This window comes from Streptomyces sp. enrichment culture (assembly GCF_964272855.1).
Classification (GTDB): domain Bacteria; phylum Actinomycetota; class Actinomycetes; order Streptomycetales; family Streptomycetaceae; genus Streptomyces.
In genome coordinates this window covers 8,409,608-8,432,729 of the sequence record NZ_OZ186847.1, presented here as the reverse complement: position 1 = coordinate 8,432,729, position 23,122 = coordinate 8,409,608, and the positions used below count along the sequence as shown (strand labels likewise).

Sequence of the window (23,122 nt, the reverse complement as noted above, 5' to 3'; positions counted from 1 at the left end):
TGTCCCGGAAGAGGGCTCCTTCCTGGTCCCGGAGTTCGTCTACTCGCGCAGTTCCTGACGGATCTCGGCAACGAGCTGGTCGACCGCGGTGAGGCTGGAGTGGTGCTTTGCGGGGTCGTCGGCGGGGAAGCGTGCGAGGAGGCCGGCTGATTCCTCCGCGGCGGCCAAGGCCTCGGCCGGGCGGAGCCGCCGCAGGTTCAGGGCGACGAGAAAGAGGGCCGTCGCGGCGCGCCGGTGGTCGGCGGGGTCGTCGCGGGACAGCGCGCACCAGAGGGCGGCGGCCTCCCGCCCTGCCATGGCGGCTTCTTCCGCTTCTTCGGTGTCTGTCAGTTTGTCCGCGAGGCGGCTGAGGGCCAGGGCGAGTTGGTCACGGTGTTCGGCGGCGCCGTCCCGGGCGGCGCAGCTACGCCAGGTCCGGACCGATTCCCGGCCCACGTCCACGGCTTCCCGGCCCCGTCCCAGGTACCAGAGCGCCTCGGACAGGATCTTCACTGTGGAGGCGAGGCCGGGTTCGTGTGCCGCGGGGTCGTCCTGCGCGAGGCGGCGGTAGGTCTCGGCTATCCGCTCCAGCACGCGCACGGCCTCGGGCCGGGCCATTCGCCGGTAGGGATCTCCGTTCTCATTCGGATCGAGGCCGGCGAGCATGGCGGTCATGAACGTGAGCGCACTCCCGAAACACGCTTCCAGAGGGCCGGTTCCGTTGGCCCACAGTTCCCGGCCCGCCTCGTCCAGGTACACCAGGGCTTCGCCCCACCGCCCCGTCCTCGCCAGGAGGACGCCCGCTTCGATCAGCACGGCATGAACGTCGGACCGCCCGATGAGGCCGTCGCCCCCGGCGTACGGGATCTCGTCCGACGTCCTGAGGAGGTGGATCATGGCGCGCCGGACCGCGAGCGCGTCCTCCACGGAGGCGGACGCTCCGAGCATGCCGACGAATGCGGTCAGCGCTGTCAGCAGCGCGGGCGCGCGGCCGGAAGTGTCGCCGTGGGCGAGTCGGCTCAGCATGTCCACGGCCATGCTGCGCCCCTTCGTCGCGCCGGTGGCCCGTTCCTGCACCCAGACGAAGCTGAGCGCGTGGGCCATGACGCCGAACCAGGCGTCTTCGCCCTGGCCTGCCCCTGATCCTCGGCCGCGGAGCTCCGCGGCCTCGCTGAGTGCGTCGATGGCCTCCTCGGCCCGCTCCAGTCTCAGCAGGACCGACCCTTGGGTGGTGAGCGTGAAGACCAAGTGCTCCACGTTCTCCGCCGGGGCCTCGTGGGCCATCCGGCGGGCGATACCGACAGCCTCGTCGGCGAGGGCCCATGCCCGCTCGGGGTGTGCCCCGGCCAGGGCCACGGCAGAGGCCACCAGCACATAGGGCAGTTGGTGAGCCCATTCCTCGGGCTCCTCGTGTGCCAGGTGGCGGACCATGTCGACCGCCTCCAGCGCCGCTGCCACCGCCAGGTCGGACTGCCCCAGGCGCGGTACGAGGACGGAGGCCACAGTCAGTGCCGCGGCCAGGTTCTCCTGGTGCTCGGCGGGGTCTTCCTCCGCCAGCCGACGGAAGACCTCGATCGCGTCCCGGAAGGCTGCCGCCGCCTCACCGAGCCGTGCGGTGTCCACCGCGAGGTTCGCGAGTGGGTCTCGCGCCCAGGGCTCCAGCTCCGCGAACACCAGCGTCATGGCCAGCTCGAACGACGACTCGGCGAAGTCGGGGTCGAAGTCCCGCGGGTTCGAGGCGGAAAGCCCGCGATACAGCCGCACGGCCTCCGCGTATGCGGGCGCCGCCTTCTCGGCCTGGTGCGCCTGGTGGAGCCGCTGCCCCAACCTGCGGTGGATCCGGGCGCGTTCCGCGAGGCCGGATGCCGCCGACAGGCGGTGCGGGGCGAGGCGTTCGGTGAGGCCGGCCGCGGCCGCGGCAAGCACCTCGTTCGAGGGAACGTCGTCCGGCAGGCGTGCGTCGAGGGCTTCCAACGTGGCGAGCACATGCCCCCAGCGATGGCTGGCGGCGGTGAGGAACGTGAGGACCCGGGGCGCGTACGACGGCAGTCCGTCGCCGCCGTCCGCGGCCCGGCTCGTACCGCTTTCCGAGCCGGCGGACCCGGCAGCGGGCGGCGCGGGCATGAGGAGTTCAGGGACATCCACGGCCCAGGGGTCGGCGGTGTGCTCGGGGAGGTGGTGGCCCGGAAGGGAGAGCGCCAGGAAGTCCTCGGCGAGGCGGTCGGGGTAGAGGGGTTCCAGGACGGTGCTGGGGGCACCGGGTGGGTAGCAGTACGCGTGGTCGGTCAGCAGGCGGTCGGCGCCGGCACCGAGCCCGGCCGTCTCGAGCGCCGCCTTCGCCTCCCGGTAAGGGAGCGGTCCCGTGAGCGCCGCGACGAAGGCGGCGCGGGAGATCTCCGCTGGTGTGGTGCTGAGCGCCCCGGTCTCGTGCAGTGTGTGCCAGTGGCGTCGTTCCCGGTCGAGCAGGTAGGCGGTCAAGCCGGTCATGTCCGGTGCCGGGGCCGCGGTGGCGGCATGGGCGTGGCGGTCCACGGCCGCCAGCGCGGCCATGTGGACCGCGAGTGTCAGACCGAAGTCGGGTCCGCTCAGTTCGTCGGGTGGTTCGATGGCGTGCGCGGGAACCCCGTAGAGGGCGGCGAAGGCATCGCGCGCGGCGAGGAACATGCCGTGGCGCTCGCTGACACCCACCCGGCGGTCGGCATCGGCCAGCGGCGGCAGGGCGTGTGTCAAGGCGTCGGCCCGGAGGTCGGCGATGGAGGCTCGGACGGCAGGCCAGGGGTCTCGGCTGCGGGCCAGCAGCAGTACGCGCGCCTGATCGGTGGCCCGGTGCAGGAACGTGTTGCTGAGCAGCCACGTCAGGTGGGCCACCGGCCACCGGTCGGCGTAGTCGACGACCAGGAGCACACCGGCGCTGGTGTCGGTGCGCAGGTCCTGGCTGCCGGGCGGCGGGTGTGCGACGCCGGGGCCGCGCGCGGCCGTCGCCACGGTCCAGCCGACGGCCTCCGACTGCTTCGCGAACTGCGCGGCCAATCGGCTCTTGCCCTGGCCGCCCGGCGCGTGCAGCCACTGGACCGACAGCCGTGGACCGTGATCGCGCCACCGTCGCAGCTCTGCCAGTTCCTCCTCGCGCCCGGTGAAGTCGACGACCTCGAACCGCGCGTTCAGCATGCGGCTGGGCAGGTCCAGCAGCCAGGTCCGGTCGGGCCGGGCCTCGGGGTGCCATCGCTGGAGGACGTACAGCGGCACGCCGTTGCCGAAGACGTGGATGTCCGCGCCGACGCAGCCGTAGGCGAAGCCGTTGACCGCCTGCACGGTCTGCTGCTGGGCGGGCTTCAACGGGCGTCCGCGGTGGGCGGCGTGTCCCTGTCGTGGTGGTGGACGACGACCCTGCTGCCCGGCCCCTGCGCCCCGACGGCCAACCCGCCGTCGCGCGCCTCGACGCGCATGATCCACTGCTGCTGGACCGGCGGAAGCTGCTGCCGGATCGCCTCGACGAGCGTCCGCAACTCGGCCTCCGCGTCGGGGTGATCCCGCATCAGGTCCTCGAGGTCCTCACACCAGCGGACGATCTGCGCCTGCCGCACCTCGTCCGGGTCGGCGGCGACCGCGATCCGTTCCGCGCTGCGTTCCAGCCGCGCCTCGATGCCGGCACTGGTCTCCTGCCCCGGCTCGGCGTCGCCGGCCCGCCCGAATATCCGCGCGACCCCGGCCTTCGTGGCCTCCCAGGCGCCGGTCGCCATCGCCGCGACGATCGTCGTCGCCGCGGTCATCGCCAGTGCCGCTTCCGGATCCGGCATCAAGTCCCCCTCGGGCACGATGAGTGACGTGGACCACTTCGGTGACGAAGATATCGCCCGCGCTCGTTCCCGTGGCCCGACAGCGCACAAAGGATGCCTGTGGACGGCCGTCAGAGGCGGCACTTGGTCCCGGGCCGCCTCGACCTGGTCCCGGTTGAAGACGCTCAGCTGACGGCCGGTGCGAAGGCCGCCCAGCTCGCCGGGTCCGTCGGCCAGTCGTACCACTCGGCGAAGGTGAGGAACCGGCCGTCGGGGTGGGCGATCGGCACGATGTCGTCGCTGATGGCCCGGCGGTCGAGCCACATGGTGTCGCGGTTCGGGCCCGTCACGACGTACAGCGTGGTGAAGGGGTTGTCGTCCTGGAGGTACACGGCCCCCGCCGTCTTGCGCTCCTCAGGCTCCTCGCACGCGTCGTCCCAGGCCCGCCAGGCGTCCTGGAAGGAGCCCTGGTCCGGGTGGTCCTCCTGGCGCGGCTCGCGCGCGGCGAGCGCCTCGTCCTCGGCGAGATACGAGGCGGGATGCGGGAACGGCGTGGCGAGCAGCGCGTGGTTGGTGGCGCCGTCGCCCTCCCAGCCCCAGCCGTCCGGCCCTCGGCGCAGCGCGCGCGGCCGGCGGCGGCCGGGTGCCGGGTGAAGCAAATGTGCCCGGTACGCGGCCGGGAAGGTGATGCCGAGGGCCCGCTCCGCTTCCTGGACCTCCGCCTCGGTCAGGGCCGTGCTCGCGTTCGTCCGTCTCTTCACCCCCTGATCGTAGGACGCACGTTCGGCGGTCCACCCGATCACGGGTGCCGGCTCAGCCCGGGAACCGCTCCCGTACCTCTGGCCGTTCGGCCAGGTGCGGCGGGTATCCCGGCCCCATCCGGGGGTGGGTGTTCTCGGCCGTCATCGGCTCGCCGCACGCCGCGCACACCACCTCTGCGTGGCTCTCCTGGCCACAGACGTCGTGGTAGTGGGCGATCGGCGGGCCCGCCTCGTCGGCCAGCCAGCGGTCGCCCCAGCGGCTCATCGCCAGCGGTAGGAACCTGCGGGCCAGATTGAAGATCTGCCGCGATCCCCGCTGCGGCACGGCGCCGGCCCGTCGGGGGCCCGCGCCGTCACCCTTCCCGGCCTCAGTGCGAGAGCTGGGGGTACAGCGCGGCGACACCGCCCGACAGCGCCGCCCGCACACGACGGCTCAGCTCGTCGATGACGATTTCGTCGGCGCGGTCACGCAGGCCGTCGACGGCGAGGCGCGCGACCTCGCCCGGGTCGCTCTTGGCGCCGGTGACGCCCGCGGCCATGTCCGTGTCCATCCATCCGACGTGCAGGGCGGACACCCGTATGCCTTCGGGTGCCAGCTGCTGGCGTACCACATTGGTCATCGACCAGGCGGCGGACTTCGCCGCCCCATAGGCCCCGACCGGGGGATAGTTGACCCAGGCCAGCACGGACAGCACGTTGAGGATCGCGCCACCCCCGTTGGCCGCGATCGTCGGTGCGAGAGCGCGGATCATGGCCAGCGAGCCGAGGTAGTGCGTCTCCAGCTCCAGTCGTACGTCCGCCAGGTCCCCCGTGAGGACGTCCACGCCCGTGTGCGAGCCCGCGTTGTTGATCAGCACGGTCACATCACCGGCCGCGGCCGCCGCGGCCGCGACGCTGTCGGCGTCGGTGACGTCCAGCGCCAGCGGGGTCACGCCGGGCAGGTCCACCGTCTCGGGGCGGCGGGCCCCGGCGTAGACCTTGGCGCCGCGCGTCAGGAACTCCTGTGCGAGGCGACGGCCCAGGCCCCGGTTCGCGCCGCTGACCAGGACGGTCTGACGGCTGATGTCCAACTGGTGGGCGGGTGTGGTGGTCATGGCGGTTCAGCTCTCCTGAGCGGTGAGGCGATGCGGAGGTTCGGGTGCAGCGCCCGATGAGCGAGCATCGAGTACGACACTGCTGGGAAGGGCGGGGCGATCAGGCGCCCAGTGCCGTTCCCATGTCAAACGATCCCTCTGTCCGCGATCAGGGGCCACGGCAGACATGCCACTATCCGATAGAATTCAGCCATGCGTCATCGCGTTCGCGTATCGGCACCCCACCGCGTCGCCGTCCTTGCCCTCGACGGTGTCTACCCGTTCGAGCTGGGCATTCCGGCGCGCATCCTGGGCGCCGCCGAGGGACGTTACGACGTCCGGGTCTGCTCGGCGGACGGCGGACCCGTCGGCACGAACGCCGGGTTCGCCGTCACCCCCGAACACGGGCCCGACGTGCTGGAATGGGCCGACACCGTCATCGTCACGCCGGTCGAGCCGGCGCGGCTGACCCGCGAACTGCCCGGTCCGGTCGGCGCCGCACTCGCCCGGATCCGCCCCGGCACCCGGATCACGTCGATCTGCACGGGCGGCTTCGTCCTCGCCGCCGCCGGCCTGCTCGACGGGCGCCCCGCCACGACGCACTGGGAGTGCGCCGGCCTCTTCCGGCGCTGGTACCCGCACATCCGCCTCGACGAGGGCGTGCTGTTCGTCGACGACGGCGACATCCTCACCTCGGCGGGTGCCGCCGCCGGCGTCGACCTGTGCCTGCACCTCATCCGCACCGACCACGGCAGCGAACTCGCCAACCGTGCCGCCCGGCGCTGCGTGGTGCCGCCCTTCCGTGACGGCGGTCAGGCCCAGTACATCGACCGTCCCGTTCCCGACGACCCGGCTTCCTCGACGGCGGCCACCCGTCAGTGGGCCCTCGAGCACCTCGACGAACCGCTCACCGTCGCACAGCTGGCCGCACACGCCCACATGAGCATGCGCACCTTCGCCCGCCGCTTCCGCGACGAAACGGGCCTGCCGCCGCGCCAGTGGCTCATCAAGCAGCGTCTCGACCGCGCCCGCCACCTGCTGGAGTCCAGCAGCCTCACCGTCGACCAGATCGCGGGCGACGTCGGGTTCGCCACGGCCACCTCGCTGCGCCAGCACATGGCCGCCGAACTCGGCGTCTCCCCGCTCGCCTACCGCCGCACGTTCCAGGCCGAGGCCGCCGCCTCCGCGCAGCCGCCCGGATCCTAGGGGTTGTCTCGTCGATCAGGCCGGATCAGGGAGCGGCGCCTGGTGCCGTGCGTCGCAAGGCGGAGGAGGGAGCCGATGCGATGGGGGTCCCCCCTGCTCGAGCGGAGCCGAGAGCTTGGGGGAATCGGTGACCGACGACAACGCGGCGAGGCACGGTGCCAGGCGCCGCGAGCCCGGCATGATCGGCGAGACGCCCCCGAGGCGACCGCGGCCGTCACTCCCCTGGCGGCGGAAAGACCATGCAGCTGCTCACGGCATGGGCCAGGATCCGGTCCTCCGCGTCGACCAGCCGGGCCTCGGCGAGGGCGGTGGTGCGTCCGCTGCTGACGACCGTGCCGACGGCCCGGACCGTGCCGGTGTCCGCGGTGATCCGGCGCAGGAACTTCACGGTCAGGTCCAACGAGGTGTACGCCGATCCCTTCGGCAGGGTCGACTGGACGCACAGCCTGCCGCGGAGTCGAGCAGCGTGGCGTACACGCCGCCGTGCACGCTGCCGATGGGGTTGTAGTGCTCCTCACCCGGCACCAGGGAGAGCACGGCCCGTCCGCTCTCCACCTCGTCGAGGGCGAAGCCGAGCGTCCTGTTCACGGGCGTCGCGGGCAGGCGGCCCGCCACCAGATCGCGCAGGAAGTCCAGCCCGGTGCTCCGCCCGACGGCCGAGGCCGTCAGCGACGGATCTTCCCAGTCGTACGTACGTGTGCGTCCCACAGTCCTGCCTGCCTTTCGTCAACCGGCGTCGGCGCCGAAGCTGGGCCGCTCGACGGGGCTCAAGGCGGCCCAGCGTCACTGTTGGCAGACTTCCATCGTCTATTGGCGTCTGCCATGGTCCAGTTCCACGTTGCGGACCGACCCTTGACGCGTGATCGATAACAAGCAGTCATCACCGACCATGCACGCCGTCAGCCAGAACACCCTCGGCGGCCCCGAAGTCCTGGAATTCGCCGAGGTCACCCGCCCCACGCCCGGCCTGGGGGAGGTCCTCGTGCGGGTGCGTGCGGCGAGCGTGAACCCGGTCGACATCATGAACCGGACGTCCGGGGTGTTCATCGGCGAGCCCCCGTTCGGGCACCATCGAGGCCGTCGGACCGGGTGTGACCGTGCATCAGGTCGGCGACGAGGTCTTCGGCATGCTCCCCCTCCCGCACGGCCACGGCGGCCATGCCCAGTACGCGATCGCACCGGCGCGCACACTCGTCCCGAAGCCCCGTCGTCTCGACCACGTCGAAGCGGCCGCACTGCCCTTGGCCGGCCTCACCGCCTGGCAGTGACCGAACTGGCCGCTCTCGCCTCCGCCGGCCGCCTCACCCCCTCCGTCGCCGCCACGTTCCCCCTGGAACAGGCGGCCACGGCCCAGTCCACCAAGCCCGGCACCGGCAAGATCGTCCTCGTGGTGGACTGACACCGGACTCGTGTGACGGCGGCGACGCACCTCGGCGCCGGCCTTCGGGCACCGCGCAGCGCCCCGGACCGCTGACAGGTCCGGGGCGCTGCCGTGTCCGCGGTCGTTGGGCTTATGACAACGGGATTGACGACAACTTTCGCCGGCTGTTTCATGTGGCTCCGTCAGCGCGACACCTCCGCGTTGGCCGCCCCTCTCACCCGACCGCGCGGTGCGGATCGCTCAGGATCCGGTCTGCCCGAACGGTCCGATGCCCGCTCGTGTCCTGACGAGGCGGGCGCATCCGCTACGCCTCCGAACGTCCGAGGACGTCCCGCAGTCGTGGGAGTCGTCGGCCCGCGCCGCCCGCGTCGGAACCCCTTCCAGCCGCCCACGGACGCTGTGCGTCCCGTCCCCGAGGACCGGTTGCCCATGGCAGAGACCAGCACCACCCCGCCGCCCGTCGAGCTGAGAAAGTCCCTGGGCATCATCGACGGGGTCGCCCTCGCCGCCTCCAGCACGGCCGCCACGACCAGCATCGGCATCGGGCTCGGCGCGCTCGCCTCCATCACCGGGCGGCAGACTCCGGTGATCCTCCTGCTGGCGTTCCTGCCGATGCTCGGCATCGTCGGCGCCTACGCCCGGCTGAACAAGTCGGAACCCAACTGCGGCACCGCGTACGCCTGGGTCGGGCACAGCCTGGGGCCCTGGCTCGGGATGATCGCGGGCTGGGTGCCCCTGGCGGCCGGTGTCGTCTTCCTCGCCTACACCACGTCCGTCACGGGCTCCGTGCTCATCCAGAGCGCCCACAAGGCGGGCCTGGACAGCCTGCTGGGCCGGCAGCTCGACCCCAACTCGACGCTCCAGTGCACTCTCGTCGGTCTGTTCGTCCTGGCCGCCGTCACCGTCACCGCCGTCACCGGGGTGCAGAAGGCGACCCGCTTCCAGACCTGGCTGCTCGTGTTCGAGTACGTGGTCCTGCTCGTCTTCTGCTGCTGGGGCCTCGTCGCCGGGGACCAGCCGTTCTCGTTCTCCTGGTTCGACCCGTTCGCGATCGACTCGGTGAGCGGTCTCGCCCAGGGGCTGGTCCTGGCGGTCTTCTTCTACTGGGGCTGGGACGCCGCCTTCTCCGTCACCGAGGAGACCGAGAACACCGGCGACGCAGCCCGTGGCAGCCACATCGCGCTGCTCACCATGCTCGGCCTGTTCCTGCTGGGCGCAGCCGCCTTCCAGCGGGTCATGACGGAGCCCGAGATGAGTGAGACCGGCGCCGAGGGTCTGACCTACTTCGCCTCCCGTCTCGCCGACGAGCCGCTGGCCACTCTCCCGCTGATCGCTCTGATGTTCTCCGCCGTGGCCTCCCTGCAGGCCGGAATCATCCCCACCGCCCGTCTCACGCTGGCCATGAGCCGGGAGCGCACTCTCGGCCCGGTCTGGAGCCGCGTCAGTGAGCGGCACGGCGGTCCGACCGCGGGCACCGTCCTCATCACCCTGATCTCGGCGGCCATCGCGGTGCTCATGCTGGTGATCCCCAAGCTCAACGAGGCCATCCTCGCCGCGGTCAACGCGATCGGTCTTCTCGTCGCCCTCTACTACGGCCTCGTCGCACTCGCCTGTGCGGCCCGATTCCGCCGCACGGCCCGCTCCTTCCGCACCGAGCCGCGGCAGGCGGTCGGCGCCGTCCTCGTCCCCGCCGTGTGCGGACTGCTCCTGCTCGCTCTCGGTGCCTATCTCGCGTTCTACTACGCCACGCTCAGCGACACCTTCGCCGTCAGCGTGGACAACGGCTGGTTCAACCTTCTGTGCCCGGCGGTCATGGTCGTCATCGGCCTGATCGTGAGCGCCGTCGCCAAGTGGTACCGGCGGGCACCCTACTTCGCGCCGCGGGCCCCCGCCCCCACCGCCGCGGAGCCCGAAGCCCAGCCGCTGCCCTGACGGCTCGCGACCACGCTCCTCACCGGCCGTCCCTGTCCCGTGCACGGCACGGGCACGGCCTCCCCCGGAAACCAACCCGTAGACCCACGATTGGAAGCCCTTCTCCCATGTCTCACCCCGCCGCAGATCTGGTCTTCACCAACGGCCCGGTCCTCACGATGGACCCGTCCCGGAGCCGGGCCACCCGCCTCGCCGTGACCGACGGCCGGATCACCGCCGTCGGCCACTCCGAGGTCGAGGAACTCGTCGGAGACCACACCGAAGTGATCGACCTGCGCGGCCGGTTGCTGCTGCCCGGCTTCCAGGACGCGCACATCCACGCCGTCATGGGCGGCCTGGAACTCGGCGAATGCGACCTGACGGGGACCGTCGACCCGGACGAGTACCTGCGTCGTGTCCGCGCATACGCCGACGCCCACCCGGAGAGGGAGTGGATCACCGGTGGCGGCTGGTCGATGGAGAGCTTCGACGGCGGCATACCGACCCGGCAGGCCCTCGACACGGTGATCCCCGACCGGCCCGTCTACCTGCTCAACCGCGACCATCACGGCGCCTGGGTCAACTCGCGGGCCCTGGAGATCGCCAGCATCACCGCCGACAGCCCCGACCCGGCGGACGGCCGCATCGAACGCGACGCCGACGGCAGCCCCGTCGGCATGCTCCAGGAAGGCGCGGTCGGCCTGGTGGGCCGGCACCTGCCGCCCCAGACCCCCGCGGACCGGCTCACCGGACTCCTGCGCGCGCAGGAACTACTGCACAGCCTGGGCATCACGGCCTGGCAGGACGCCTTGCTGTGCGGCTCGGACGGCTATCCCGACCCCTCCGACGCCTACCTCACCGCCGCCCGGGACGGCTCGCTGACCGCCTCGGTGGTCGGCTCCCTGTGGTGGCACCGGACGGCCGGCGAGCAGCAGATCCCCGACCTCATGGCCAAGCGCGAGCGCCTCACCCACGGCAGGCTGCGCTGCTCCACGGTCAAGATCATGCAGGACGGGGTGGCGGAGAACCACACCGCCGCCATGACCGCTCCGTATCTGGACGGCTGCGGCTGCGCCACGGCGAACAGCGGTCTCAGCTTCATCGATCCCGACGCCCTGAAGCGGTACGTCGCGGCTCTCGACGCCGAGGGCTTCCAGGTCCACTTCCACGCCTTGGGCGACCGTGCGGTCCGTGAGGCCCTCGACGCGGTGGCCGCCGCGCGCGCCGCCAACGGCCGGCGCGACACCCGTCCGCATCTGGCCCACCTCCAGGTCGTCCACCCCGACGACATCGGCCGTTTCCGGGAGTTGGGCGCCACGGCGAACATCCAGGCACTGTGGGCCGCCCACGAACCGCAGATGGACGACCTGACCATCCCCTTCCTCGGCCCGGAACGCGCCGCGTGGCAGTACCCGTTCGGAGATCTGCTGCGCGCGGGCGCCGCCCTCGCCGCGGGCAGCGACTGGCCCGTGTCCAGCCCCGACCCCCTCGCCGGCATCCACGTCGCGGTCAACCGGGTGCTGCCGGACTCCGCCTCGAAGCCGTTCCTCCCCGAGCAGGCGCTCGACCTCACCACCGCCCTCGCGGCGTACACGGCGGGCAGCGCGTACGTGAACCACCTGGACGACACCGGCAGCCTGCGCCCCGGCAACCGGGCCGACCTCGTCGTCCTCGACCGCGACCCGTTCGCCATCCCTCCGGAGGCGATCGCCGAGACCCGCGTGCACCTCACCTACGTCGACGGCCGCCGGGTCCACGCGGCGCCGGACGCCTGACGCCCCTCTGGACACCAGTCGTCAACGGTGTTGTCATATTCACCGCGCCTCAGGCCCGCCTCCTGCCGCCACCCTCCTGGAGTACGAATGGACGCCCTGACCGGTGATTCGCACGGCGCCGCTCCCCCGGGGCGGCTCGCGACCGGACGCCGACGCCGCACCACGAAGGCGGGGACCGCGCTCAGCCATGAGCTGATCGTGAGCACCGCGATCCGTCTGCTCAGCCAGCACGGCAGTGACGCGCTGAGCGTGCGGCGGCTGGGTACGGCACTCGGGGCGGACCCCTCGTCCCTCTACCGCTACTTCCGCAGCACCGACGACCTGGTGCTCGCGGTGGCGGACGAGCTGATCGGCATGAGCCTGCGCGACGTACGCGTCACGGGTGACTGGCGGGAGGACGTGCGCCGCGTGGGGACGAGCCTGCATCGCACCTACACGGCGCATCCGCAGGCCGCGGTGCTGGCGGCGTCCAGGGTCACGCGCCGCCCCAACGAGATGAAGGGGGTGGAGATCGGTCTGGGAATCCTGCGCCGCGCCGGGTTCTCCCCGGCCGACGCCGCCCGCCACTACCACCGCTTCATCGACTTCACGCTGGGCTTCGCCGCCATCGACGCGGCGGCGATGGCTCTTCCCACCGAGGCCTCGGCTGCCGACCGCGCGGCGTGGCATCAGACGTACGCCTGCCTGGACGCGGACCGGTACCCGCATATCGCCGCGTCCGTGGACGCGCTGGCGGAGACCATGAACGACAGCGCCTATCCAGGAGCGTTGGAAGTGTTCCTCGACGGGCTGGAAGCGGCTTTGAGCAGAGCGACGAGCCCGTGACCGACGACTTCGTCGTCGCCCTCGTGAACGCGCCACTCCCTGCTTTGGCATGGACCTGACGGCTGTGAGTCGCTAGGATCTGCCCAAATCCTGTGAGAGCGCTCTCAGTCTGCGGTTGTTCCACCCCCACCTCAAGGGAACGACGAAGGGCAACTTCCATGAGACGCACCAGACTCAGGCATGTCGGCGTGGCCGCGATGCTCCTGATCGGCAGTTGGGCCGCGGCCGGCACGCTGCCCGCCTCGGCCAGCGACACCGCCGGCTCCGCCCCTTCCCGCCCCACCACCCGCCCGGCCGATTCCGCTCCGGCCTCCGCCGGGCTGCTGAAGGCGATGCAGAGGGACTTCGGCTTGTCGCGGTCCGAGGCCGAGGCACGCCTCGCCGCCGAACGCCGCGCCGCCGACCTCGCGCCCCAGGCACGCAAGGCTGCCGGATCCGCGTACGGCGGCGCCTGGTTCGACGCGGCGAGCGGGAAGCTGACCGTCGCCGTCACCGCGGACGCCGAGGTGTCGACGGTCCGTGCCCTGCGCTCGTCCGGTGCCGCCGTCCGCACCGTCGAGCACAGCGAACGTCGGCTCGACGCGGCGAAATCGCGTATCGACCGCATGGACGCACCCCCGGGTGTGAGCAGTTGGTCGGTCGATCCGATCGCCAACACGGTGGTCGTGAACGTCGTTCGCGGCGAGGGAGCTGACAACGATGTCCGCCGGTTCGTGGACCAGGCCCGCGAGGCCGGTCCGGTCACCGTGCGCTCCGTGCCGGCCGCCGCGCGGACCTTCGCGGCGGGAACCGTGGGCGGCGACCCGTACTACACCGGCAACGTCCGCTGCTCCATCGGCTTCTCGGTGCACGGTGGTTTCGTCACCGCCGGACACTGCGGCGGCGCGGGTGCCGGGGTCAGGGGCTGGGACGGCTCCTACATCGGCAACTTCCAGGGCTCCTCGTTCCCCGAGAACGACTACGCGTGGGTCAACGTCGGCAGCGGCTGGTGGACCGTGCCGGTGGTGCTCGGCTGGGGCACCGTCCCGGACCAGCTGGTGCGCGGCTCGGCCGAGGCGCCGATCGGTGCCTCGATCTGCCGCTCGGGGTCGACGACCCGCTGGCACTGCGGTGCCGTACTGGCCAAGAACGAGACGGTCAACTACAGCCAGGGCGCAGTACGTCAGATGACGAAGACCAGCGTGTGCGCCGAACCGGGCGACTCGGGCGGCTCGTTCATCAGCGGTGACCAGGCTCAGGGCGTCACCTCCGGCGGCTGGGGCAACTGCTCCGGCGGGGGTGAGACCTGGTTCCAGCCGGTGAACGAGATCCTCGGCCGTTACGGGCTGACGCTGCACACCACCTGACCGGACAGGAGCCGCCGACGTGCGCGGGCCTCGCCGAGCGACCGGCGGGGCCCGCTTCGTACATCCCGTGGCAGCGGTGCTGCCCGCGGACCTCGGTCAGCCGTCGAGCCGTACCGGCAGCTCGAAGAGGTCGTTCTGGGTGACCACCGGCTTGTTGCGCAGTGCCGACGCCGGCACCGCGAGGTCGAGCCTCGGGAAACGGGCGTACAACGCGGGCAGCGCCACCCCCGCCTCCAGCCGGGAGAGCGCCGCGCCGGGACACACGTGCGGGCCGTGGCCGAAGGAGATGTGCCGGGTGCGCGTCTCGCGGGTGATGTCGAAGTCGCCCGCCGTCGGGCCGTGCGCCAGTTCGTCGCGGCCTATCGCGCCGTACGACACGATGAGCGCGTCCCCGGCGGGGATCACCTTGTCGCCGACCGGGACGTCCTCGGTCGCGAACCGGATGAGGACGTGCGAGGTCGGGGTCGCGTAGCGCAGCGTTTCCTCGATCACCGCCGACCAAAGCACCTCTCCGGACAGCACCAGCGCCCGCTGGTCGGGGTGGGTGGAGAGGTTGACGACGGCGTTGACGATGAGCGAGATGGTGGTCTCGTGCCCGGCGGCGACCATCAGCTGGAGGGTGGAGACGATCTCCTCGTCGGTCAGCCGGTCGCCGTCCTCGGAGGCCAGTACGAGCGCGCTGGTGAGGTCGTCACCGGGCGCCGCCCGCTTCGCCGCGACCGTCTCGGCCATGATCGCGGCCAGTTCCATGAGGGTGGCGACGACCTCGTCCGGCGGGGTCTGGGTCGAGAAGAACTTCTCGAACAGCACCTTGAGCCGGGGCAGGCGGGCCTCGTCGATGCCCATGAGGTCGGCGACGACGTACATCGGCAGCGGGTAGGCGAAGGCCGCCTTGAGGTCGACGACACCGGCGTCCGTGGGAAGCGCGTCCAGCAGCCGCTCGGTGAGCTCGATGATACGGGCGCGCATCTCCTCCACCCGCCGGGGGGTGAGGGCCTGGGCGACGAGCGTGCGCAGCCGCCGGTGGTCGGCGCCGTCCACGGTCAGCATCGAACGGCCCGGGTTGGCCAGGCCGATCAGCGGCCAGTCCGCCGGGATCTCGCCGCGCTGCCAGGCACCCCACCGGTTGATGTCCTTGACCAGCCGGGGGTCCGTCAGCAGGGCCTTCGCCTCGGCGTGCCGGGTGACGGCCCACACGGGGACACTGCCGGGCAGCTCGACCGCCGCCAGGGGTCCCGCCGCGCGCAGCTTCGCGCTCTCGCCGTCCAGGTCGGTGACGAAGGGGTCCAGGGGGATCCGCACGTCTGCGGTGCCGGACGTCATGGTCAGTTGCCTCCCAGAGCAGGGGTGGGTGTGAACCGCACGGGCAGCTCCGTCAGTCCGCGCAGCCAGGGCGAGGGGCGACGGGTCAGGGACTCGGCCGGGACCGCCAGGTCGATGTCGGGCAGCCGGTCGAGGACGACCTCGATGGCTGTCCGGGCGATCACCTCGGCGATCTCCTGCGCGGGGAAGGGGCAGCGGTGATCGCCGTGGCCGAACGAGAAGTGCGCGCTGTTCCCGCCGGTGAACGCGGATGCGTCGGTCCGCACCTGCGGGTCGGCGTTGGCGGCCTGGAGACCGAGCAGGACGAGGTCGCCGGCCCGGATCTGGCGTCCGGCGAGCTGGGTGTCGCGCGACGCCCAGCGGCCGGCCACGTTCTGCGTCGGGGTGTCCTCCCAGAGGACCTCGTTCATGGCCTCGGCGACGCTGTTGCGCCCGCCGAACAGGGAGGCGGCGAAACGGTCGTCGGTGAGCATCAGGCGCAGCGAGTTGCCGATCCAGTCGGCGGTCGGCTGGTGTCCGGCGGCGGTCATCACCATGAGGTCCTGCATGACCTCCTCCTCGGTGAAGCCGCCGTCCGCCAGCATGCGGGAGACGACGTCGTCGGCCGGTTCCGCGTGGCGCTGCGCCACCAGCTCGGCCATGGACAGGGCGAGGTGCCGCTGGCCGTCGAGGGCCCGCTCCCGTCCGTCGATCATGTCGTTGAGCGCGGAGACCAGTCCGGTTCCCTGGTCGTCGGGGAAGCCGTAGAGCTTGGCCAGTACCCGCACCGGCAGCAGCATCGCGTACTGGCCGATGAGATCAGCCGTACCGGTGGTGCAGACGGCGTCGATCAACTCGTCGGCGAACCGCTCGGAATGGCGGCGCAGCGCGGACGGATCCACCGCCTCCAGGGCTTTGCCGATCATGCCGGCGCGCTGGTGGTGCCGCTCACCGACGGTGTAGAGGATGGACGGCTGCTCACGGCCGATCATCGGCAGCAGCGGCCAGTCGTCGGGGATGCTGTCCCACTGGTTCCACAGGCCCGAGTCACGGCTGTAGAGGACCGGGTCCCCCGTCACCTGGTGCAGTTCGCGGTAGCCGAGCACCAGCCACGCCGGTACGCCGCCGTCGAGCAGGACGGGGGCGACGGGGCCGTGGTCGCGGCGCATCTCCCGGTACAGCTGGGCCGGTTCGGTCTGGAAGCGGGAGCCGCTGAGCGGAACGGCTTCGGTGGTCACACGGTCTCCCGGAGGGACGGGGCGGTTCGGGCGGGCCGGTCGCCGAGGTGCTGCTGGATGTGCTGGACCAAGGTGATCAGGACCTGCTTGCTGGACGCACGGGAGCGGGCGTCGCAGTCGATGACCGGCACCTGGGGGTCGAGGTCGAGTGCGTCCCGGACGTCCGCGGCGGTGTGCCGGGGACCGCCGAAGTCGTTGCAGGCCACGATGAACGGCGTGCCGTGCCGCTCCAGGCGGTCGATCGCGTACCAGGAGTCCTCGATGCGCCGGGTGTCGAGCAGGACGACCGCGCCGAGCGTGCCGCAGAACAGCCGGTCCCACAGGAACCAGAAGCGCTCCTGCCCCGGTGCCCCGAACAGGTACAGCACGTTGCGTGCGTCGAGGGTGATGCGGCCGAAGTCGAAGGCCACGGTGGTCGCGGTCTTCCCGCGTACCTCGCTGATGTCGTCGACCGTCTCGCCGGCCCGGGTCATCGTCTCCTCGGTGTTGAGGGGACGGATCTCACTGACGGACCTGACCATGGTCGTCTTGCCGACGCCGAAACCGCCCACGACGACGATCTTCAGACCGTTGTCGGCGGAGGCACCCAGTGGGGTGCGCGCGTCAGAGGCTGCGGAGTCCAACGAGCACCTGCTCCAGGATGTCGGGGTCGGGAAGGGCTGACGTGCGGGGGTGGCGGGCGCTGACCCGTCCCGCGGCGAGGAGGTCGGACAGCAGGACCTTGGTGATGCTCACCGGCAGCTCCAGCTCGGCGGCGACCTCCACCACGGCGATGGGTGTCCGGGCCATCCGCAGGATCGCCGTGTGCTCCGACTGCATGCCGGGGGCCGGTTCGCTCTCCGCCACCACCAGGGTGACCAGGTCGAACGGGCTGTCCGGGCCGGAGCGGCTGCGGCCCCCGGTCAGCGTGTAGAGACGGTCGGGAGCGTCGTCCCTGCCGGGCCGCCTCATGAGGTGCGCGGCTGGGCCGTCAGGTGCTCGCCCAGCTGTTCCACCAGCTCGCTCATGTTGTGCCCGACCAGGCCCGGCTCGGCGTCCTCGGTGGTGACGACGGCGAGGTGGGCGCCTTCGCCGGCCTCGACGATGAAGAGGGTGCCGCCGTAGAACTCGGTCATCGACGAGCGCACCCCACCGCTGCCGTCGCCGAACTCCATCGAGGCGCCGTGCGACAGGGACTGGATTCCGGCCGCGATCGCGGCGAGCTGGTCCGCCTGGTCGACCGTCAGCTCGGGGGTGCGGCACAGCTTGAGCCCGTCGCGGGAGAGCACGAGTGCGTGCCGCGCGCCCGGCGTGCGCTCCAGGAGCCCTTCGATGAGCCAGGTGAGCTTCTCGTCGACGGTGGTCGTGCCGGTCATGAGGTGGTGTCGCCTTCCGGGTGCGAGGGGGTCGGTACGTCGAGTGACGTCTCGGTGGGACGGGTGCGCGCGATGGGCTCGTCGGCGGGTGACGGCAGGGGGTGACGGCCGGGCGTCTGCGCGGCGGAGTCGGCAGGTGACGGCAAGGGGGGACGGCCCGTCGCCTCCGCGGCGGAGTCGGCCGAGCGGACGGCGCGGCGGAATTCGCCGAAGCGTGCGGCCCTGGCCTTCAGGTCGTCGGCCGCGTCGGGGCGGGGCGTCTCGGTTCGGGAGGTGGTGCGCGCCCGCTCCGCGGAGGCCAGGGTGTGGCCGCGGCGGCGCTTGGGCAGTCCGCCGATCGAGCGCGCGGGCTGCTCGGTCTCGCCGTCGCCGTGTGCGTGGACCGGGGCGGCCTCGGCGGGCCGGGCCGCGGGCAGGGGGCGCGGCGGCCGGCTGCCCCGGCTCGGCCGCGATTCGGCGGGCGCCTCGGTGAGGATGTCCTGCGGGATGAGGACCAGAACGCCGGTGCCACCGCGTGCCGAGGGCCGGAACGAGACCTTCAGGCCGTGCTTGCGGGCGAGGCGGCCCACGACGGCGAGGCCCAGCCGGGTGCCGGTGAGGCCGCCCAGCCCCGTGCCGCCGCCGGAGACGGCCTCCTCCGCCCGGCGCAGCTGGATGTCGCCCATGACCAGGCCGCTGTCCTCGACGGAGACGATGACGCCCGCCGGGACCTCCTCGACGTAGACGTGCACCTCGGCGCTGGGCGGCGAGAAGTTGGCCGCGTTGTCGAGGAGTTCGGCCAGGGCGTGCATGACGCCCTCCGCCGCGTGCCCGACCACCGCCGTGCTGCTGGCCGCGTGCAGCCGGACGCGCTGGTAGCCGCTGATACGGCCCATCGCACCGCGCAGGATGGACTCCATCCCGATGGGGCGTGCCCAGCGGCGGCCGGAGCGGGCACCTGCGAGCACGGCGATGGAGTCGGCGAGGCGGCCGGCCTGCGCGGTGCGGTGGTCCAGGTGCAGCAGGTCGGCCAGGACGTCCTCGTCGCTGTGCCGTTCCTCCATGGCCCTGAGGTCGGCGAGGGTGCCGGTGGCGAGCGCCTGCATGCGGGCGGCGGCGTTGGCGGTCGCGGAGATCGCCGCGGCCCGGTCGGCGACGGCGCGGTCGACCTGCGCGGACAGCCGCCGCACCTCCTGTTCGAGCCGGGCGCGCTCGGCCTGGTGCTCCTGGGCGACACGATCCCGCTCCCGGGCGAATTCGTCCAGCAGGACCGCGCGGTCGTGGGCGGTGGCGTCCGTCAGCCGCTGGTGCTCCTGTCGCCACCGCGCGCCCAGTGTCTCCCGTTCGCCGGCCAGGCGTGCCGCTTCGGCGTCGGCGGACTGCAGCCGGGCACGCAGCGCCTTCGTGCTGCGCAACCCGTGCGCGGCGACGGTGACGGCGGCGCACAGCAGGACGGCTCCGGCGCCGCCACCCCAGCCGATCGGGCCGCGCGCGGAGGGGGGCGCCACGGACACCGCCCAGCCGACGACGAGGGCCGACACGGCCGCGGCCGTCAGCGCGATGAGGAGCAGAGGTCGTACGGCGGGTCGGTCGCCGGGACGGGCTTGCGCGGTCATCAATCAGGTCCTCGGGCGGCCGCTTCGAGTGCGGCCTTGACGTCGTCCAGGGGGGAACGTGTGCGTGGTTGCGCAGTTGAGCGTTAAGGCTGATCAACCGACGGTCACTATACGAGAGTTCGTGATCGATAAGACAAGGGTCCGGTACTTGTTTCGACGCTGCGCGTGAGCGTTGCGCGAGAAGACCAGGAGCGCTCCCACCCCGCCCGTCCGGAAGGCGGCACCACGCGGTCCCGTCGTGAACCGCCCGCGCACATCAAGTGTCCGGAAGGACTACGAAGTGGTAACGGGCGGCAACCTCACGGAAGTTTCCATGGTCTGGTCCGCCATGAAGATCTCTTTCCTGCTTCACAACGCCTACGGCATCGGAGGGACGATCACCACCACGTTCAACCTGGCCCAAGCCCTGGCCGAGCGGCACGAGGTGGAGATCGTCTCCGTGCTGCGGCACCGGGAGCGTCCCAACTTCCTGCTCGACCCGAGAGTGTCGCTGCGGCCGCTGGTGGATCTCCGAAAGGAGAAGGACCATCCGGCGCACCGGAGGCCGGCCCGGGTCTTCCCGCACGCCGAGTACCGGTACGGGCAGTACAGCGAGCTGACCGACGAGCGGATCGGTGACTGCCTCGCCGCCATCGACGCCGACGTGGTGATCGGCACCCGGCCGGGACTGAACGTGCACCTCGCGCTGCAAGCCCCCGACCATGTGGTGCGCGTCGGACAGGAGCACCTCACCCTGGACAACCATCCGCCGCGACTGCGCCAGACGCTGCGCCGCGCCTACCGCAGGCTCGACGTGATCACGACCGTCACCGAGGCGGACGCCGCCGCCTACCGGCGCAAGATGCGGCTGCCGGACGTGCGCGTCCAGGCCCTGCCCAACAGCGTGCCGGACCCCGTGCTGCCCACCTCGGACGGCACGGCGAAGGTGGTCGTCGCGGCGGGACGGCTGGTCCCGGTCAAGCGCTACGACCTGCTCGTCGAAGCCTTCGCCGCGGTCGCCGCCGAGCATCCGGACTGGCAGCTGCGCATCTACGGCAAGGGTGAGGAACAGGAGCGGCTGCGGCGGCTCGTCAACGAACTCGGCCTGTGGAACAACGTCTTCCTGATGGGTGCGGCGGCCCCCATGGAAGCCGAGTGGGTGAAGGGCTCGATCGGCGCCACGGCCGCCGACTTCGAGCCGTTCGGCATGACCATCGTCGAGGCGATGCGCTGCGGCCTGCCCGTGGTGAGCACCGACTGCCCCTACGGACCCGGCGAGATCATCGAGGACCGGGTGGACGGGCGGCTGGTGCCGGTCGGCGACCGGGACGCGCTGGCCGCGGCCCTGCTGGAGCTGGTTCGCGACGACGAACTGCGCCGCCGCATGGGCCGCGCGGCCGAGCACAACGCACGGCGTTTCGCTCCCGGCCCGGTGGTCGAGCAGGCCGAGCGGCTGTTCACGGACGCGCTCGCGGCGCGCCACGCGGGCCGAGCGGGCGTACGGGAGCGCTCCCGCGTCCAGCACGTCCTGACCGGCCACGGCTTCGCCGCCCGGGACGCGGCCCACGCCGCGGCCCACGGCGTACTGCGCACCATACGGAGGGGACGACGATGAGCACGACGCAGGAGACGGCGCCCCGGGTGGGCTGCGTGGTCGACGACGACGGCCGGATCGTCTTCGAGGCGGGGACCGGGGCGGCCGACGGAGCACGGCTGCTGCTGCGGCTGCGGCCGAAGAAGGGACAGCCCGAGAAGGTCCTGCACGAACTCGCCCTGGAGGCCGACGACGACGGTCACCGGCGGGCCGTCCTCGGGGCCGAGCCCGTCCTCGCGGAGGGCCGCTGGGACGTGTACCTGCTGCGGGAGCCCGGTGCCGAGCGGCAGCGGCTGCGGCCCGGCCCGCGCGATCTGCGCGCCCTCGTCGACAGCCGGCCCCGCGACCGGCGGGCGCCGCTGGCCGTACGGATCCCCTACGTCACCGAGGACGGCCATCTCGCGGTACGCGCCTGGGTGCGGCCCGCCCACGCGGAGGTCGACCGGATCGACGTCACGGACCGGGCGGTGACGATCCGTGCGCGTCTGCACGGCGTCGCGCTCCGGGAGGAGGCCGCCGTGCGGCTGCGGCTGCGGGGCGGGAGCGGCACCGTGCACACGGTGCGACCCGTCGCCGGGCCCGACGGCCACGCCTTCTCCGTCACGGTCGGCCACGAGGAACTGGCCGCCCGCACCGGCGTGTGGGACGTCTTCCTCCAACCCGCCGCCGAGGCCCCCCTGATCCGGCTCGCCAGGCTCCTCGACGACGTGGCGGACCGCAAGGAGGTGTTCGTCTTTCCGGCGGTCCCGGTCGGCGACGCCGCCGTACGCCCCTACTACACCGTCGACAACGACCTGTCGGTGGAGGTGACGCGGCCCGGCTGAGACAATGGACGCGGCCCCGCCAACCACACGGCGGCGGGCCCCGTCGCTCGTGTCAGCCCGCACCGGCCTGTGCGCCTCCCGGTGTGCCTGGTGGTGAACGCGGCGGGGTTTCACACCGGCTGCGAGGCGAACCTGCGGTGTTGAGTTACGTTCCCTGGCGCGCCGGTGTTCCGGAAGGCGGCGCGTGACCGCGAGGGATGCCATGGAAGCCCTGTTCAAGCTTGTACCGCTCGCCCTGATCGCCGTCGCGGTGTGCTTCGCCGTCGTCGTGATCCGCCGCCACCGTCAGGTCAGCGGCGCCTGGTCCAGCGGGTACGCGGCCCAGGCGCGATGCCTCAGGTCGTACACGACGACCAGCCGCAGCGGAGACAACGCGGTGCGGACGACGCTCCATCACGTCTACGAGTTCATGACGCCCGACGGGCGTGTCGTCCGGTTCGACGAGGAGGGCGGGCCGTCGACCACGGTCGAGGGCGACATCGTCACCGTGTACTACCGGCCGGAGCGCCCCGAGCAGGCCACGGCCAGGGTGCCGGCGCCGGGGAAGCTGGCCCTGAGCACAGGATGCTCGCTGGTCTTCCTCGCCGTGTTCATGGCCTTCGCCGTCTTCTTCCTGATCGTCGCGAACTCCGGCGCCCCCATGCCGACGCCCTGATACCGGTCACCCCGCCGGGGCTCTTCCAGTACCAGGTCCGACGTGCGATCGCGCCTGCGTGGGTGTGTGATGAGAAGAGTTCGTCGGCGCGCTGCTGAAGGGTAAGGGTCGATGGCGGACAAGCCTGCAATCGTTCTGGTCCACGGCTTCTGGGGTGGCGCCGCCCACTGGGCGAAAGTGACCATCGAACTTCCCGGCGCGGATTCGGCGAGCTGCACGCGGTCGAGAATCCGTAGACGTCGCTGGCCGACGACGCCGAGCGCACACGCAAAATGGTACGAAGCCCTGGTGATGGCGGTGACGCAGAAGGCCCCGCCGGCGTCCACCTTCGGTGACTCCGTCACCGCGCCGGCCTGGCGTGCGAAGCCGGCCTGGTACCAGGTCTCCACGGCCGACCGCATGGGCCACCCCGGCAACCAGCGCCGCATGGCCCAGCGCATGAACGCTCGCAAGGTCGTCGAACCGGACGCGAGCCGCGCCTCCTTGGCCTCCCAGCCGCGACCCGTCACCGACCTCATCGAAGAGGCCGCGAGCGCCGCCTCGTGAG

General features: G+C 72.0%; 21 protein-coding genes and 2 pseudogenes. 11 read left to right on the top strand and 12 right to left on the bottom strand.

Annotated elements, in window-relative coordinates:
* Positions 1-39: 39 nt before the first annotated feature.
* The 5 genes from ACSU6L_RS37690 to ACSU6L_RS37670 form a co-directional block, all read right to left on the bottom strand.
* Positions 40-3,315, bottom strand: a complete 3,276-nt coding sequence (locus tag ACSU6L_RS37690) for a hypothetical protein (protein ID WP_437064181.1) — start codon at positions 3,313-3,315, stop codon at positions 40-42.
* Complete coding sequence (locus tag ACSU6L_RS37685; RefSeq protein ID WP_437064180.1) at positions 3,312-3,776, bottom strand: hypothetical protein; 465 nt, start codon at positions 3,774-3,776, stop codon at positions 3,312-3,314. Before ACSU6L_RS37685 ends, ACSU6L_RS37690 begins: the two co-directional genes overlap by 4 nt.
* 164 nt (positions 3,777-3,940) lie before the next feature.
* Positions 3,941-4,516 (bottom strand): SMI1/KNR4 family protein, encoded by a 576-nt coding sequence (locus ACSU6L_RS37680; protein ID WP_437064179.1) that lies wholly within the window; start codon positions 4,514-4,516, stop codon positions 3,941-3,943.
* 52 nt (positions 4,517-4,568) lie between these two features.
* Positions 4,569-4,841: a hypothetical protein gene (locus ACSU6L_RS37675; protein WP_437064178.1), complete on the bottom strand. Its 273-nt coding sequence runs from the start codon at positions 4,839-4,841 to the stop codon at positions 4,569-4,571.
* Between the two features lie 43 nt (positions 4,842-4,884).
* Complete coding sequence (locus ACSU6L_RS37670; protein ID WP_437065189.1) at positions 4,885-5,586, bottom strand: SDR family oxidoreductase; 702 nt, start codon at positions 5,584-5,586, stop codon at positions 4,885-4,887.
* Between the two features lie 216 nt (positions 5,587-5,802).
* On the opposite strand from ACSU6L_RS37670, the gene ACSU6L_RS37665 reads away from it, so the two are divergent.
* Positions 5,803-6,795, top strand: coding sequence for a GlxA family transcriptional regulator (locus ACSU6L_RS37665; RefSeq protein WP_437064177.1), 993 nt, complete (start codon positions 5,803-5,805; stop codon positions 6,793-6,795).
* Between the two features lie 214 nt (positions 6,796-7,009).
* Here ACSU6L_RS37665 and ACSU6L_RS37660 read toward each other — a convergent pair.
* Positions 7,010-7,503, bottom strand: a pseudogene (locus ACSU6L_RS37660) (PaaI family thioesterase).
* Between the two features lie 181 nt (positions 7,504-7,684).
* Here ACSU6L_RS37660 and ACSU6L_RS37655 point away from each other — a divergent pair.
* The 6 genes and pseudogenes from ACSU6L_RS37655 to ACSU6L_RS37630 all read left to right on the top strand — a co-directional run.
* A pseudogene (locus ACSU6L_RS37655) lies at positions 7,685-8,060 on the top strand (alcohol dehydrogenase catalytic domain-containing protein); the annotation flags it as partial.
* Positions 8,060-8,194, top strand: coding sequence for a zinc-binding dehydrogenase (locus tag ACSU6L_RS37650; protein ID WP_437064176.1), 135 nt, complete (start codon positions 8,060-8,062; stop codon positions 8,192-8,194). The pseudogene ACSU6L_RS37655 and the gene ACSU6L_RS37650, both read left to right, overlap by 1 nt.
* A 411-nt stretch (positions 8,195-8,605) precedes the next feature.
* A complete protein-coding gene (locus tag ACSU6L_RS37645) occupies positions 8,606-10,108 on the top strand; it encodes an APC family permease (protein ID WP_437064175.1) in 1,503 nt (500 codons plus the stop codon).
* 107 nt (positions 10,109-10,215) lie between these two features.
* Positions 10,216-11,862 (top strand): amidohydrolase, encoded by a 1,647-nt coding sequence (locus ACSU6L_RS37640; RefSeq protein WP_437064174.1) that lies wholly within the window; start codon positions 10,216-10,218, stop codon positions 11,860-11,862.
* A gap of 87 nt (positions 11,863-11,949) precedes the next feature.
* Positions 11,950-12,687 carry a TetR/AcrR family transcriptional regulator gene (locus ACSU6L_RS37635; protein WP_437064173.1) on the top strand — a complete coding sequence of 246 codons (738 nt, stop codon included), beginning with the start codon at positions 11,950-11,952 and terminating at the stop codon, positions 12,685-12,687.
* Between the two features lie 158 nt (positions 12,688-12,845).
* Positions 12,846-14,033, top strand: a complete 1,188-nt coding sequence (locus ACSU6L_RS37630) for a S1 family peptidase (RefSeq protein ID WP_437064172.1) — start codon at positions 12,846-12,848, stop codon at positions 14,031-14,033.
* A gap of 96 nt (positions 14,034-14,129) precedes the next feature.
* Here ACSU6L_RS37630 and ACSU6L_RS37625 read toward each other — a convergent pair whose 3' ends face one another.
* The 6 genes from ACSU6L_RS37625 to ACSU6L_RS37600 are packed head-to-tail and all read right to left on the bottom strand — an operon-like array spanning position 14,130 to position 19,523.
* Positions 14,130-15,356: a cytochrome P450 family protein gene (locus ACSU6L_RS37625; RefSeq protein ID WP_437064171.1), complete on the bottom strand. Its 1,227-nt coding sequence runs from the start codon at positions 15,354-15,356 to the stop codon at positions 14,130-14,132.
* 2 nt (positions 15,357-15,358) lie between these two features.
* Complete coding sequence (locus ACSU6L_RS37620; protein WP_437064170.1) at positions 15,359-16,573, bottom strand: cytochrome P450; 1,215 nt, start codon at positions 16,571-16,573, stop codon at positions 15,359-15,361.
* Positions 16,570-17,163: a GTP-binding protein gene (locus tag ACSU6L_RS37615; protein WP_437065188.1), complete on the bottom strand. Its 594-nt coding sequence runs from the start codon at positions 17,161-17,163 to the stop codon at positions 16,570-16,572. Before ACSU6L_RS37615 ends, ACSU6L_RS37620 begins: the two co-directional genes overlap by 4 nt.
* A 13-nt stretch (positions 17,164-17,176) precedes the next feature.
* The gene (locus tag ACSU6L_RS37610; RefSeq protein ID WP_437064169.1) at positions 17,177-17,524 is read right to left on the bottom strand and encodes a DUF742 domain-containing protein; all 348 of its coding nucleotides are present in this window, start codon (positions 17,522-17,524) and stop codon (positions 17,177-17,179) included.
* Positions 17,521-17,928 (bottom strand): roadblock/LC7 domain-containing protein, encoded by a 408-nt coding sequence (locus ACSU6L_RS37605; RefSeq protein WP_073944091.1) that lies wholly within the window; start codon positions 17,926-17,928, stop codon positions 17,521-17,523. The genes ACSU6L_RS37610 and ACSU6L_RS37605 overlap by 4 nt, the downstream gene beginning before the upstream one ends.
* The gene (locus ACSU6L_RS37600) at positions 17,925-19,523 is read right to left on the bottom strand and encodes an ATP-binding protein (RefSeq protein ID WP_437064168.1); all 1,599 of its coding nucleotides are present in this window, start codon (positions 19,521-19,523) and stop codon (positions 17,925-17,927) included. Before ACSU6L_RS37600 ends, ACSU6L_RS37605 begins: the two co-directional genes overlap by 4 nt.
* A 328-nt stretch (positions 19,524-19,851) precedes the next feature.
* Between ACSU6L_RS37600 and ACSU6L_RS37595 the strand changes: the two genes are divergently transcribed.
* The 4 genes from ACSU6L_RS37595 (at position 19,852) to ACSU6L_RS37580 (ending at position 23,121) form a co-directional block, all read left to right on the top strand.
* Entirely contained in the window at positions 19,852-21,117 is a 1,266-nt protein-coding gene (locus ACSU6L_RS37595; protein ID WP_437064167.1) for a glycosyltransferase family 4 protein, read from the top strand.
* Positions 21,114-21,920 carry a hypothetical protein gene (locus ACSU6L_RS37590; protein ID WP_437064166.1) on the top strand — a complete coding sequence of 269 codons (807 nt, stop codon included), beginning with the start codon at positions 21,114-21,116 and terminating at the stop codon, positions 21,918-21,920. Before ACSU6L_RS37595 ends, ACSU6L_RS37590 begins: the two co-directional genes overlap by 4 nt.
* A 184-nt stretch (positions 21,921-22,104) precedes the next feature.
* A complete protein-coding gene (locus ACSU6L_RS37585; protein ID WP_437064165.1) occupies positions 22,105-22,575 on the top strand; it encodes a DUF3592 domain-containing protein in 471 nt (156 codons plus the stop codon).
* A gap of 111 nt (positions 22,576-22,686) precedes the next feature.
* Complete coding sequence (locus tag ACSU6L_RS37580) at positions 22,687-23,121, top strand: hypothetical protein (RefSeq protein WP_437064164.1); 435 nt, start codon at positions 22,687-22,689, stop codon at positions 23,119-23,121.
* Position 23,122: the final 1 nt, after the last annotated feature.